At 62.2% G+C, this 13,177-nt stretch carries 10 protein-coding genes; 5 read left to right on the top strand and 5 right to left on the bottom strand.

All coding sequences use genetic code 11. The features are described from left to right. The first annotated feature begins 304 nt into the window (after positions 1-304). The 3 genes from JQ591_RS18895 to JQ591_RS18885 all read left to right on the top strand — a co-directional run bounded on the left by JQ591_RS18895 (position 305) and on the right by JQ591_RS18885 (position 4,566). Positions 305-2,230, top strand: coding sequence for a caspase family protein (locus JQ591_RS18895; RefSeq protein ID WP_211397509.1), 1,926 nt, complete (start codon positions 305-307; stop codon positions 2,228-2,230). Positions 2,231-2,268: 38 nt separating this feature from the next. Beyond that, on the top strand, positions 2,269-3,297 hold the full coding sequence (locus JQ591_RS18890) for a hypothetical protein (RefSeq protein ID WP_211397508.1): 1,029 nt from the start codon (positions 2,269-2,271) through the stop codon (positions 3,295-3,297). A gap of 90 nt (positions 3,298-3,387) precedes the next feature. Beyond that, complete coding sequence (locus JQ591_RS18885) at positions 3,388-4,566, top strand: hypothetical protein (protein ID WP_211397507.1); 1,179 nt, start codon at positions 3,388-3,390, stop codon at positions 4,564-4,566. A gap of 19 nt (positions 4,567-4,585) precedes the next feature. On the opposite strand, the gene JQ591_RS18880 is transcribed toward JQ591_RS18885, so the two are convergent. The 3 genes from JQ591_RS18880 to JQ591_RS18870 all read right to left on the bottom strand — a co-directional run bounded on the left by JQ591_RS18880 (position 4,586) and on the right by JQ591_RS18870 (position 8,964). Further along, the gene (locus tag JQ591_RS18880) at positions 4,586-5,233 is read right to left on the bottom strand and encodes a DUF4384 domain-containing protein (protein ID WP_211397506.1); all 648 of its coding nucleotides are present in this window, start codon (positions 5,231-5,233) and stop codon (positions 4,586-4,588) included. 20 nt (positions 5,234-5,253) lie between these two features. Then, the gene (locus JQ591_RS18875; RefSeq protein WP_249137242.1) at positions 5,254-7,056 is read right to left on the bottom strand and encodes a caspase family protein; all 1,803 of its coding nucleotides are present in this window, start codon (positions 7,054-7,056) and stop codon (positions 5,254-5,256) included. Between the two features lie 141 nt (positions 7,057-7,197). After that, positions 7,198-8,964 carry a hypothetical protein gene (locus JQ591_RS18870; protein WP_211397504.1) on the bottom strand — a complete coding sequence of 589 codons (1,767 nt, stop codon included), beginning with the start codon at positions 8,962-8,964 and terminating at the stop codon, positions 7,198-7,200. A 158-nt stretch (positions 8,965-9,122) separates the two neighbouring features. Here JQ591_RS18870 and JQ591_RS18865 point away from each other — a divergent pair, with 158 nt between their 5' ends. Both JQ591_RS18865 and JQ591_RS18860 read left to right on the top strand, forming a co-directional pair. Further along, the gene (locus tag JQ591_RS18865) at positions 9,123-9,404 is read left to right on the top strand and encodes a hypothetical protein (RefSeq protein WP_211397503.1); all 282 of its coding nucleotides are present in this window, start codon (positions 9,123-9,125) and stop codon (positions 9,402-9,404) included. Between the two features lie 51 nt (positions 9,405-9,455). Next, the gene (locus tag JQ591_RS18860; protein ID WP_249137240.1) at positions 9,456-10,484 is read left to right on the top strand and encodes a DUF4424 domain-containing protein; all 1,029 of its coding nucleotides are present in this window, start codon (positions 9,456-9,458) and stop codon (positions 10,482-10,484) included. Positions 10,485-10,594: 110 nt separating this feature from the next. Here the strand turns inward: JQ591_RS18860 and JQ591_RS18855 are convergent, their stop codons facing one another. After that, positions 10,595-12,400 carry a serine/threonine-protein kinase gene (locus JQ591_RS18855; RefSeq protein ID WP_211397502.1) on the bottom strand — a complete coding sequence of 602 codons (1,806 nt, stop codon included), beginning with the start codon at positions 12,398-12,400 and terminating at the stop codon, positions 10,595-10,597. Beyond that, the gene (locus JQ591_RS18850) at positions 12,397-13,173 is read right to left on the bottom strand and encodes a PP2C family protein-serine/threonine phosphatase (protein ID WP_211397501.1); all 777 of its coding nucleotides are present in this window, start codon (positions 13,171-13,173) and stop codon (positions 12,397-12,399) included. The genes JQ591_RS18855 and JQ591_RS18850 overlap by 4 nt, the downstream gene beginning before the upstream one ends. Between the last annotated feature and the right edge of the window lie 4 nt (positions 13,174-13,177).

Genomic DNA, 13,177 nt, shown 5'->3' with positions numbered 1-13,177 from the left:
AGGCAAGCCTAGCCCCTTGTACGCTTCAACGAAGCCATCGCACACGACCAAAAAGTCGTTAAATATCAGTATGTTAAATTACAGCACGCCCCCTATACGCGCCAACCATGCCCAACGTGCCCGGCACGGCAATCGTCTCAGGCCTTTGAACGCATTCACTGAAATGCGCGACAAATTTAGGAATGGATCGGGCTCGAGACTACTCCTAAACGGAGACAAGCGGCCGCCGAGAGCTCATTTTTGAGCATTCTGCGCGGCCACCTCCGTTGACGCTCCCCACTCGGCTGATACTGGACGTTGCGCCATGAGCTTCTATACGCAATTCAGATTATTCGCCCTTGTCCTCGGCGCCTTGCTGGTCCTGATTGCTGAGCCGGCTTCCGCGACGAAGCGTGTGGCCTTGGTGGTCGGCAATTCCACCTATCAAAACGCACCCCTGCTTCCCAACCCGGCCAACGACGCCGCCGCCATCGCAGCGACGTTGAAAGGAGCAGGGTTTGACGTAGTCGACTCGAGGCTCAATCTCACCGCGACGGACATGAAGAGAGCCCTGAGGGATTTTGCTGATCAAGCACGCGACGCCGACATTGCTCTCGTCTACTACGCAGGCCATGGGATCGAGATCGATGGCACAAACTATCTGATCCCGACCGATGCAAGGCTTGAACGCGATACGGACATTTATGACGAGGCTTTCTCGCTGGACCGTGTGCTGCTGGCGATCGAGCCTGCGAAGCAGCTACGGGTCGTGATCGTCGATGCTTGCCGCAACAATCCTTTTGCCGACACCATGAAGCGAACTGTCGCATCACGATCGATCAGTCGCGGGCTTGCGAGGGTCGAGCCCACCGTGTCCAATACGCTGATCGCCTTCGCCGCAAAGGCCGGATTGACGGCGCTCGACGGCAATAGCAAAAACAGCCCGTACGCGGCGGCTCTGGTCAAATACATCGCAAAGCCCGGCCTCGACCTGCGCAGGGTCTTCGGCTTTGTCCGCGACGATGTCCTGCAAGCCACAGGAAACCGGCAGGAGCCCTATGTCTACGGTTCGTTGGGTGGCGAGGACGTTGCTCTCGTGCCTAGCGCCAAGAAAGAGGAACCGAGGCCCGCGGCGCAGAATCCCCAGTCCGAGGTCCGCCGTGACTACGAACTGGCGTTGCAACTCAACAACAAGGCCGCCCTGGGCGTATTCCTGAGCCAGCATCCCGACGGATATTACGCCAGTCTGGCAAAGCTTCAGCTCAACCAGATCGAGGCGGAGGACGCACGGATTGAGGCAACCGAGAAAGCGCGCCAGGCCGAACAGCAGCGCGTTCGGCTGGCTTCCGAAGGCGCCCAGCGCACCGACCAGGAAAGGGCGGCCGCAGACTTGAAGGCCGCGGAGAACGCCCGCATTGCCGCCGAAACGACAAAGCAGGTGGCCCAGCAGCAAGCGACTGATGCCGAGCGGAAGCGGGCCGCCTCCGAGGCATCGATCATCGCTGCACTCAACCCGAGGTCCGCGACCAAGAATTCCGCCGCAGTTGGTTCGCCTCCGGCAGCTAAGTCCGTCCAGAGCGACGCGAACGCAAAAATCACTGCCTTGAGCGATGGGCCGCACCAAGTCGATCTCGCTAGGACCGATGTCCCTCAAGCCGAACTGGCCAAGTCGTTACAGAGCGAATTGAGCCGCGTCGGGTGCTTCACGGGTGCCGTCGATGGCGAATGGAATGCGGCGTCGCAGCGATCGCTGAAGCTCTTCAATCGCCAAGCGGGGACCAAATTCGACACCAAGCTCGCCAGCCTCGATGCGCTCGATGCGATCAAGCTCCGGTCGTCGCGGATCTGTCCAATGATCTGCGACCACGGCTACCGAGCCGACGGCGACCAGTGCAGCAAGATCATTTGCGCCGAGGGCTCGTTCCTCAACGACGACAACGAGTGCGAGAAGCAGCGCGCCGCCAAGCCCGCCAAGCCAGCGACCGCAAAGCCTGCGACCGCAAAGCGTGACGACGGCGATGAGCGTCCCGCACGGCAGCGTCGTCAAGCCGGCGGAGAGGCTGCCGGAGCGGCCGGCGGCTTTGGTGGCGCTGCGGGCATTGCTGCTGCGGGTGGCGCCAGCCGCCGCTCGAGTGGCGGACAGCTATTCTGCAACAACAGCGGCTGTCGCGCGGTCAACCGCGGCTGCCATCTCGAATATCGCGGCGGCGGCGGCCCCGGCAACGATGCCAATGCCGAGGTCTGCAACTAGCGCGCCGCAGAAGAGGTGCCCGAAGCGGAGCGATCTGAGTGACAACGTGTGAACTGGAGCAGAAGGATATCGGCACCTTTCCAGGTGTGACCCTCTTCACCAAACGGCAGGCGCCCGGCATGAGGCCGACGGCGGTCTATCTCCCGCCGAAGCACCTCACGACCGCCACCAAATTCGACGTCGTGCTCTGGCTGCATGGATTCTATGTCAGGGATCATGAATACCTGTTCCGCAATGATCCCGCGCGCTTGCGCGAACAGGTCCGGGATTCCGGCAGGGACGTTGTGCTTATCGCGCCATTTCTGGGCTACGAATATGCCGTCGGCGACAGCTTTGCCGGCAACTACAGCGTCAAGGATCTGGCCTCCGCCAAATGGGGCGAACGCTACCTCGACGAAATACTAGGGACTCTTGCCAAGTGGCTGGCTCCTGCTCTCGGAACCGGTTCCGGCTTCGGGACCAAGCTTGGCTCGGAGAGCGTACCCCAACTCCGGATCGGTAAGCTCATCATCGCCTGCCATTCTGGCGGGGGGAACGGCATGCGCAATCTGGTCGGAAGCCTCGGAAAATATCAGCCCAACCTGTCGGCTTGCTGGGGGTTTGACTGCCTCTATGGCGCGAGGGCACATCCCGATGATGCGATTTTCTGGTACCAATGGTTGTCCGCGCAGAGCACCTGCGCACTCGAGATCGTCTACGGTCCGTCGACGCTTTCGCAATCGGTGAAGCTGGACTTGCTCGGACGCGGACTAGCAACGCCCGATGGCGATCGTGCTCCATCGCGGCGCCCTGCCCTCAAGAACCTCAATGTGAGCGTAGGTCACTATGACGCATTTCCAGCCTTCGGGCAGATGGTCAGGGTCAATGATCTGGATCCAGCTTACGTGGACCGCTTCATGATTCCGCAGGTCGCCGACCAAGCTCCCCTCGGCCACAAGCCCGCGTCGCATCACGGTGAATTCCTCAAAACGGCGATTTCAAACGTTCGCGACGCTTTTCCTTTTCCGCAAGACATTCATTACATGATCGCCAGGGGCGGTTTCTACGGCCGGTTGAGCAAGCTGTAGCTTTGCGGGAACGGCTGCGGCATCGCGGACTAGCTGGCCAACCGGCCACCTGCTAGCTTCCGCCGTGGCGACGCGAGGAGACCTTCGCAGATGACGGGCAGCCCCTTCGACCCGAACACCGCACCGATGGCCGGCAACACGGGGCAGGACCGCGCCGCGATGCGGGCGGACATGAACAAGGTCGCGCTGAAGCTGCACGAAGCCGGCATTCAGCTCTACGGCTTCTATAAGATCCACGACCTTGTGCCGTACTGGAATCCGCTTGGCTTTGGCTTCATGTGCGACAACTGGCGGCAATTGCTCGCTGCCGCCGGCAAGGCGCCGCGGCTCGGTTCTGACCAGATCGACATGCCGGGTTATGACCCGTGGCTGAAGGCAGGCGTCAAGAGCGTCGGCTTCACGCAGACCGGAAAAGCTCCTCACGTGCATCTCGACATTGCGATCGACCGGCCCGGGCTGTGCCGGATCTACATTCTGGAGAAAGATGATGAGCGGCGTCTCGACGCGCTGCGACGGGCCCGGGTCGTTACGGCGAGAGACACCGAGGTGTTCAGGAATATCTACCGGCGGGTGGAGGGTCTTGGTGTCGATCTCGACGAGCACATCGGTTCGCACCTGGAGGCAGGACGGCTCGTGCTCGACGGCATCAATTTCGTCGCCAAGGATCACAACCGGCTTCTCGAGGTGCTGACGAATCTGAAATATCCCGCCGGCAACAGTGTTTTTTTTCGTGGAGAACGATCCGGCCGCGGTCATTTCGCCGGCAATGCCTCGTTCCTGGCGACCGAGGGCATCGGCTTTCGGCAAATCTGGCAGACATTTCCGGAAGAAAGACCGGTTGCGACGACCGACCCGCGAACCGGGCCGGCGATGGATCCCAAGGCTTCGGCTCGGTTCGGCGATTCAAACAATCTGCCCGATCTCACCTCGGTGCACTGTGCCGTCTCTAAGCGAATCTGCAACTTTCACATCGACGAGATGGGCTTTGTGGTCAGGGATGGCAAAGGTACCGTCATCGTCGACCCGGACGCGCTGCGGCATATTTTTGTCGAATTGCTTTGGAAAACCGACTTGCAGGGCAAGCTGCCCTTCTGGGCGCTCGACAACGTGAATTTCATGATTCCGAGTTCGCCGATCGATTTCTCTCGTGTCGGAGTCAGCGTCGACGTCGCGAAGTTCGGGCGCGTCAGCATCGCGCTCAACGGCAGCTGCTCGGTTGACGGCAAGATGGAAACCTCCGGCGCGCTCACGCTCGGTTTCAAGTTTTGAGCCAGTCGACGGCCGCTGCTTACTTGATGGAATAGGATTTGACGTCCAGCGACCAATTGTTCGACACCAGTCTTCCGTTGCCGCTGTCCGGCACACGCAACTCGCTGGTCCAAGCCGCCAGGTAACTCAACGCGTCGGCCTGGCTCTGCAGCTTGCGCGGGAGATCCGGCAAATCGAGCAATTGCACACGCCGCTCGCTGAGGATCGCAACCATGATTGCCGAGCCGGTCGGCGGTGCAACGACATACTCGAAGCCACGTTGCCGCGCCGCTGGCGTCGGCACGACGAACTGGACGCCGGGCTTGACGAGATTGATGTCGCGCTCGTCCGACTGCTCCACCAACTCGGGAGTCGGAAAGATTTGGGACATCCGTCCTTCCACATCCACGTCGACCAGAATGAGATAGCCCTTTTTCCTGGAAGTTACGCCGAACGATACGTTGCCGCCGACCTCTACCGTCGAACCCGGCAGGATTTCGAGGGACACGTTCGCGGAATTGCTCTGCACGGCGCTGGTCTGTCCGCGCGTGACCTGGATGCGCCAAATCGATGAAGCGACCGCCGGGGCTTCCGGGGGCAACGGCGCTGAACGCGCAGGCCCGCCCGTCAGCAGGAGCAGCAACGCAAGGTATATTCGATCGCGGCGGATAGGCTCCGATGGCGACATGGCTCCCCCCGGTCGAACCGTCAGGGAGCGCTGAAGAAGCCGATCGAGGCGATCCGCGCGTCTCCTGGCAGGTAACGCTCGAGGCTCTTGATCAGTTGCCCCGACGCATGACGCCGATTGAGCTGGATCAGGACGGTTTCAAGGTCGGACATGCGCTGCTGCGAGGTCACCGCGACAATCTGCTCGGCGCCAAAAGGTTCGCCCACCCTGAGCGGCAGCCGCAAGCTCGCCGATTTGGCCAACGGCGCATCTGTACCCACGGGATACAACATCTGGATGGTTCCATCGCCTGACACATTGAACAGCAGCAGCGACCTCGCCGCAACGTCGGACAGTTCAACTTCGATGGTCTGGCCGGCGCGCTGCTGTCGATCGTCCGGCCAAATACGCATCGTCTGGGGTGAACGAGTCGCCATTCGCTTGAGGTCGCGGATAGCCGCGGTGCGATCCACGACCGTCGGCAAATTGGCCACATCCATCCCGTAAGCGACCACATCGCCCCAAGCGATCACGTCATGAGACACGGGGTCCCAGATCAAGTCGGGATTATCCGTCGGCTGAACCGCCTGCACGGCGACATCCTTCGTGCTCACGCCCGAGAAATAGTTCATCTTGCCGTCGAGCGCTGCCAAGCGGATTGGCGTTGAAAGACGGAGAGGCGCCGGTGCTGTGCCGGCAAGTGCGATGCCGGTCGGAACGGCATTGCCGGGAGCTGCATTGGGCGCGGCGGCAAGAGTTGGCACCGTCGGAGTCTTTGTCGTCGCAAGCGGTGCGGGGGGCGCCTTCCCATCGACGGGAACAGTCGCCTGAGTAGTGGCGGTTCTCGCGGCCGGCCCCTGAATGAGCACCACCCCGCGCGTCAGTTCGAAGGCAACGTCCGTCTCCGGCGTCTGCGCGGGTGACGATATCGTCACTATGTTCTGGCGCTGGTCTGAAAGCTGATACACCACCTGACGGACGTTGGCGAAGAGCTCCTTGAGTGTCACCTTATTATCGTGATTGATGTCCGCGCTGCCCTCCACGGCCCTCGCCACCGCGTAGCTGAGAGCCCCGCGCAGACCATCGATCCCGGGGATTCGCACTTCAGGGGCCTTGGTATTGCGGTCAACGGCGGCCAGGAACGCGGTGTGATCGAGATCGAGCTCGGACTTGGGATCGTTGCTGTCCGACACCGGTTTCAATTCATCGACCAGCAGCGTGTAGCGCGGCACCTGGCGAAAGCTCATCTCCTCAGCCCGCGGATCGATATCACGCACCATCCCGCCGCCGTGGCAGGTGTCCGCGACGAAAATCACCTTCGCACCGCGCAGTTCGAACTGCCGGATGAAGTGATTGAACTCGCTCCCCAGAATACGTTCGACCGATCCAGTCGGCGTGGTTTCGAAGCCCGGCAGCAGGAACACGTTCTCCATGCCGTCCGGCTCCGAGCCCTTGATGCGCTCCGGCTCCTGCGTGCCGTGACCAGCGATCGACAGAAAGACGAGATCGTTGTTCCTTGTCCGCTCGACCATCGCGCTGATTTCGCGCAGCACGCTCGCCCTTTCAGCTTGGGCGTTGGTCAGCTCGACGACGTCGCCAACCCCCATCGTCTTCAGGCTGGATACGATATCGGCGGCGTCGGCGACTGCCCCCTTCAGCTTGCGGACGTGTTGATAATCATCAATGCCGATCACGAGAGCGCGCAAGGCCCCGCCATCCGGATTGCTGATGGAAAGCGCTTCCGCCGCCCGAGCATGCTGCAGCGGCAGGCCGATCATCGCGGCGAGCGCGATGGCGGCGCACAAGCGGCCAAAGCTGCGGTCAAATCCTCTGGAGCTTCGCATCCTGATCCACCTCGAAATCATGCAGGCCGCCCCGGAACCAGTCTGTCGGATCGAGGCTGTGGCCCCCCGGTCCGGGGGTTCGAAACGCCAGCCCGCGGGCAGTAGTTCATATTGATTTGTAGCGCCGAGGACACCGGGGGTTCAGCGCTTCTTGGTCGCAGGCTTGTTGCTTGCGGCTTTGGCAGGCGTCGATTTGCGCCCCGTCGGCGCATCGTCCTCTTGATAGGCGTCCGCCGAAACCGTCGCCTGGTCGTCCGCGAAGGCACGGAAGCGGACCGGATTGTAGCCACGAGCTAGCAAGCTCGCCAACGGATAGACATTGCGGCAAACGCGTCCGTTGCATCCACCGGTCGAGGATTCCATCACCTCCGCCTTGCGATCGGGCGTAAACCGCAGGAATAACATCACATGGGAGCCCGGCTTATTCAGCGCATCGCCGGGCTTGAGGTCCCAGGGATTCGACACGGGGGCCGCGATCGCCGGGATGGCGGCAGTCGTGTAGTGCACCGAGAGTCCCCACGCGGCGCTGACGAACGCGGAACAGTCGACCCCCGCCACGTCCGGCCGCGGCGCGTTGCGGGTGCAGACGTTGCCGGCCAGCGTCCCGCTGTCGATCCGCTGCCGGAAATTTGCGAGCGAACCGTGGCAACCCCAGCAATAGGGTACGCCGCGCACCTCCTGGTTTACCTTGCCCTGTAGATACCACGGCCGGCGAATGCGGCTGAAGCCGCTGCACTGGCTATCCGGATCGTTGCCATAGTTCGCCTGCGTCAGCTTCCACTGCACGCCTTCGAATGCGAACGCGGTCTCGATCGCCTGCTGACGATTGGACGGCCGGACCGCGGCAGTCGCGCTGAACTTGACGTCGTTGTCGGGTCGACCGCCGGGGCCCGGGGACGGCTTCGCTGAGGCCCGCGACGGCCGCACGTCGATGACCGACACGTTGCCCAGCGGTTTGAAGCCAACGCCAACCACTTCGACACCGTCCGGCTTGGTTCGCAGGAAATAAACATCGCCATCACCCGAGACGGTGACGAACCGCCTGGTCAGCGGGGTGTTCTCGAGCGGCAGTTCGTAGATCCCCTCGAGACGACCGTTTGCGGCATAGCGTGCGACGAAGGTCGCGGCGTTCTTCCCCGTCGGCGGGATGTCCTCGGCCAGCACATAAAAGCGCTCGCTGTTGTCAATCTCCAGAAATTCGACCGTGCCGAGCTGGTCGCGCACGCGCAGACCGAGCGCGCCAATGCTCTCGTTCGTGACCATGGTCTGGATCTCGATCCGTACGCTGGAATTACCCTTGTCCGGGATCACGTCGGCGATCACCGAGCCTTTGCTGCGGGACGCGATGTATTGCCGATCGGGCTGCCGCCCCTGCCTGATGACGGCCGCGCGCGTGTTCTGGTCGAGTAGGTCGGTTGCGCTGCCTGGCGGCTGCGACCCCATCTGGGCGAAGGCGGAGACGGCGACCTGATCGTCCACGCCGCGGCTTGAGACCTCCTCGAGCTGGATCTCGTCGCCGAGCCCACGCGTGGACTGCCCCGCCGCTGCCTTCAACGTGCGCACGCCGCCGTCCCAAACCATGATGTCGTCGTTGTGAACGACGAGGTCTGTCGGCTGGACATCCTTCGGCATCTTCAGGACGTCCGGGGCGGAGTTCGGTTGTTTGGGATCGAACTGGAGAATGCGGCCGTTGATCTGGTCGAGCACGAACAGGTTGCCCTGCCCGTTGGCGCTGAGCGCTTGGGGGCCGCCCAGTTCCACGTCCTCGCTGGCCGGAACGATGCCTACCATCGAGTTTGCCGAACCGCCGGCGAAGCTGCGCACGACAGTATCCTCGGCGTGCGCCGCGGCGGCGAAAATGCCGGCACCGGCGATGAAGACCCAAGTCCAGCAAAATCGACGAAACATATTCGCCTCAGTGTACCCCGAACCGATCGTCGCGCCGGACCGACTAATCCGAGATGCCGTCAATGCGGCGCGTCAATTAGTGGTGAGCAATCTCGATCCCGTTCAATTCTATCACTGGACGGTGATAGTCCGAACTTTTCAGCTTGCGGTGCAAACTCATGACAAGGAATAGATTCGAACAGGTCAACGAAGTCCAGCCCGACGCAATCACGCTGGTCCTGAAACGCGACAATGACGGCGCCACTGGATCGGTCGTGATGCCGGCCGCTGCCAGCGGCGGGCGGCTCTCAAATGACCAGGTCAGCACCCCATTGCCGGCCCAGGATGCCTTTCGCGGTGCGATCCGGCTTGCCAATGACGTCAAGCTCGCGATCGTGGTTTGGGATCCGGACGGCGTCTGGAAGTCCGAATGGGGCGAGCTTTACCAGGCCCTAGGCTGATCCATGGCCGGGCGGAACCGGCACACGTTGCCACGCAATATGGAGACTAGCATGGTGAATGAACCGCCGCCCCGGCCTTCGTTCCGGGCACTGGCCCTGATGGCCGCATTGATGGTTGCAACCGCTTGGCCGGCACAGGCCAACGACTCGGCTGCCGAATTGTCGATTGGCGGGCTGCAGTTCGTTCGCACTAACGATGTGGCTATGGAGAGTGAGGATCTGCGTATCGCTCTCGACAAGGTCAGCGTTCGCTATCAGTTCGCCAACATCACCAACAAGCCGATCACGCTGACCGTGGCCTTTCCGCTGCCTGACATCGACCTCTCGGAAGCCGACAATATTGCCTTGCCGTCGAATGACCCGGTGAACTTCGTCGACTTCGAGACCAGGATCGACGGCAGCCCGGCGCCGCTGACCATCGATCAGCGCGCCATAATCGGGGACAAGGATGTCAGCGCTCAGCTCCGCCAGTTCAAGCTGCCGCTGCTGCCCATCGGCAGCCGGGAGATCCGGGTGGCCGACCTGCCCGCAACAATTCGGACGCGGCTGGTGGACGACGGGCTCTTGATGCCTGCCGGCATGAGCGACAACGGTCGGCAGCAATATGCACCCGGCTGGGTCACCAGGACCTCCGCAGTACGTCAGCAGGTGTTCCCGCCCGGGCGCACCGTTGTCGTTGAACATCAGTACCGGCCGAGCGTCGGCTCCAGCGCAGACACTATCCTGCGCGCCGGCCTGCGCCGCAGCAGCGCGCTTGGTTCGCAGGTCGCGCGTTATCGGAAGGAATATTGCGTCACGGATGCATTCCTCGCCGAGCTTGATAAGCGCGCAGGCGAAGGCCAGGCCAATAGCGCGAAACTGCAGGAGCGGCGCATATCATACGTGCTCAAAACCGGCGCGAATTGGGCAGGTCCGATCCGATCGTTCAAGCTGACCATCGACCCCGGCGGCAGCGACCGCCTGGTCAGCTTCTGTCAGGGTCGGCTCAAGGCACCGTCTGCCGCGGGCACGCCTGAATATACGGCAAGCGACTTCAAACCGGATACCGACCTGAATATCCTGGTGATCGGAAAGTTCTAAACCGCGACGAGATTGCGATGAACTGCCATCGCACTTTAGCGAATTGATTGAGCATGATCCCAACGGAAAACTGCTTCAAACTTTTCCGGATCTTGCTTTGAGCGCGCTGATCAGTTCGTGAGCAACACGTAACGTGCAGCCGCGGTGATCGCCACATGGTTGCGCTGGGAATCGCTCAACGCCTGCAGGAAGAATGTATCAGCGGCTGTCGGTCGCGGCTGGCGCAACGAGTCAAGAACCTGCGGCGTGGCCACAGCCAGCAGCAGTTGCGGACCGTTCGCGCGCGGTGCCGGGAGTGTGAACGAAAGCGAGTCGATCCCCGGCTTCAAAAGGTAGGACAAGCTCTGCACCTCGCCGCGTTCCGAAACCATGAGCAGCTCCACTACGCGATTCGCGAAGTTCTCGATGGTGCCATTGAGGGTTTCGCCTCCCTTTAGCTCCGTCGCCGACAGGGTGATCCGCGGAACCCGCATCTGATCGCTCCCGAGCTGGCTCAGGAACTTGACGGCGGGGCACTGTGCCTCGGTCACCTGCCTGACACCAACTGACGCCTCAAATCCCTGGTCCCGCCTGAACGCTTTGTCGAACGTATCGAACGGAGCCGTCGAAGCACCGAAGCCTTCGATCACCGCGGCGGTTTGACTAACCGCAACCGGCAAGATGAAGAAGCAGTCGCCGCCGGAATATTGGGCCACGTATTTGCGGATGCGGTCGGCTCGAGCCGGCCCATCGCTGGGCTGAGTGGATGTCACCGTCGGCGGCGGCAACAGCTTCGCCGACTCCTGACGTTCGGGCTTTGGCGGCGGGTCAGCCTTCGTCGGCGACATCGTTCCCGAAAGCTTAGGAGGCGATGGCAAAGTCGGCGCGCCGGGCGCCGACCAGACCAGCTCGAATAAAGCATACCCGCCCCCGCCGAGCACAAGCAGCACCACTGCCACGCCCACTCCGAGCCAGGGGGCGCGCCGCCTTAGAGCGGTCGATGGCGCCATGTCCTGTCGCACCTGCGCGCCACTTTCGGGCCGCGCCAGCGGATCGAAGCCGGACAACGGTGCGGTGGATGTGCGAGCCAAACCGGTCGGCGTCCAGCTGGCGACTTCCGCCATGGTTGGACGCAACGCCGGATCGGGCTGCAGCATCTGCTCCAGCAAAGGCCTGACGCGCATGTCTACCGCACCGAGATCGGGTACGCGCCGGCGCTTCTCAACCAGCTGAAACTGGCTCCCGCCCATGTCGAGCTTCTGTCCCGTCAGCGCATGAAACAGCACGAGGCCAAAGCTGTAGACGTCGGATTTGGCGGTCACCTCATTGCCGTACAGCCCGACCTGTTCCGGCGACGCGTAATTGTCCTTGCCGGCAAAGCCTGAGCCGATAATGGTCTTTTCACCCATCTGGGTCGATCGCGCGATACCGAAATCGATGATCTTGGCGCGCCTCACATCATCGAGCGGGACGATGATGTTGTCCGGAGAGACGTCGCGATGGATGATGCCATGCTCGTGGGCGGCATCCAGCCCGGACGCGACACGCTGCATCAGCTTCACCAGCGCCTCGAAGGTCAACGGGCCTTCGTCGAGCATGTTCGACAGCGAGCGGCCGTTCACGAACTCCATCGCGAGATATGGCCGCTGCAGCACAGGCTCTACCGTGAACAAGAAATAGCGAACGATCGCATCGTGAGGAAGATTGTGGAGTGCCGCCGCCTCGCGCCGGAACAGCGCAAGCGCCGCCTCGTTTTCGACCATGTCGGGCAACAGCATCTTGACGGCGACCGGCGATCCGGTCTGGATCTCCCGGCACTTGTAGACCTCGCCCATCCCGCCCGCACCGATCACCGCTTCGATCTCGTAGATGCCGTTGAGCCGGGTGCCGGGCGGCACACTGCGATAGTTCGACCGGAACGGATCGTTGGAGTTCATGCTTGCGGCTCCCGATCCAGCGGCGTTCTCGTCGGCTCCGAGGATCGAGGCGTCAGCAGCCGCACCACTACGATCGTCACGTTGTCGAGCCCTCCTCGGTCCAGAGCCAAAGCAAGCATATCATCGCAAGCCGCCTGCGCGCGCTGCATGGCTGCATACTGCAGGATCTCGTCGTCCTGCAAATGCCTGGTCAGGCCGTCGCTGCAGATCACAAAGACATCTTCCGGCTCGGCCGGACCTGTCACGACCTCGAACTCCGGATCGTCGGCGACGCCGACTGCCCGGGTGATCGCATTGCTCGGCCAGTCCTTGACGTCCTCGCGCGACAGCGCGCCGCCGGCAATCAGTTCCTCCAGCTCGCTGTGATCATGAGACACCTGGTTGATGCCGCTGCGGTTAATCAGGTACACCCGGCTGTCGCCTGCCCATATACAGGCATAATAGCCGTCGCGCACGAGCAGAACCGCCGCCGTGGTGCCGACGGTTGCGCCCTGCCGTTCCCGGCTGAGCGTCAGTATCTGCTGGTTCGCGCGGAACAGCCGCTCCTCGCACTCCGCCAGAAAGTCGGCGGCGGAATCCGTCACGCCTATTGCATCGAGCGACTGCACCACGATGCGGCTCGCGAGATCGCCGGCCTCGTGGCCCCCCATGCCGTCTGCGACCGCCCACATGCCGACATCGGTCCGGACCAGGCAGGAATCTTCGTTACGCGTCCGCACCCGTCCTGCATGGGTGACGCTGCCAACATCGAACAAGGATGCGACTTGTACCATCGCG

The organism is Bradyrhizobium canariense, from assembly GCF_018130465.1.
In the GTDB taxonomy this organism is placed as follows: domain Bacteria; phylum Pseudomonadota; class Alphaproteobacteria; order Rhizobiales; family Xanthobacteraceae; genus Bradyrhizobium; species Bradyrhizobium canariense_C.
The sequence above is the reverse complement of the archived record's forward strand: the minus strand, read 5'-3'. Positions and strand labels throughout refer to the sequence as shown.

Coding starts and splice junctions, on each gene's coding strand:
- JQ591_RS18895 (WP_211397509.1), top strand. CDS start 305: ATGAGCTTCTATACGCAATTCAGATTATTCGCCCTTGTCCTCGGCGCC.
- JQ591_RS18885 (WP_211397507.1), top strand. CDS start 3,388: ATGACGGGCAGCCCCTTCGACCCGAACACCGCACCGATGGCCGGCAAC.
- JQ591_RS18880 (WP_211397506.1), bottom strand. CDS start 5,233: ATGTCGCCATCGGAGCCTATCCGCCGCGATCGAATATACCTTGCGTTG.
- JQ591_RS18875 (WP_249137242.1), bottom strand. CDS start 7,056: ATGCGAAGCTCCAGAGGATTTGACCGCAGCTTTGGCCGCTTGTGCGCC.
- JQ591_RS18870 (WP_211397504.1), bottom strand. CDS start 8,964: ATGTTTCGTCGATTTTGCTGGACTTGGGTCTTCATCGCCGGTGCCGGC.
- JQ591_RS18865 (WP_211397503.1), top strand. CDS start 9,123: ATGACAAGGAATAGATTCGAACAGGTCAACGAAGTCCAGCCCGACGCA.
- JQ591_RS18860 (WP_249137240.1), top strand. CDS start 9,456: ATGGTGAATGAACCGCCGCCCCGGCCTTCGTTCCGGGCACTGGCCCTG.
- JQ591_RS18855 (WP_211397502.1), bottom strand. CDS start 12,400: ATGAACTCCAACGATCCGTTCCGGTCGAACTATCGCAGTGTGCCGCCC.
- JQ591_RS18850 (WP_211397501.1), bottom strand. CDS start 13,173: ATGGTACAAGTCGCATCCTTGTTCGATGTTGGCAGCGTCACCCATGCA.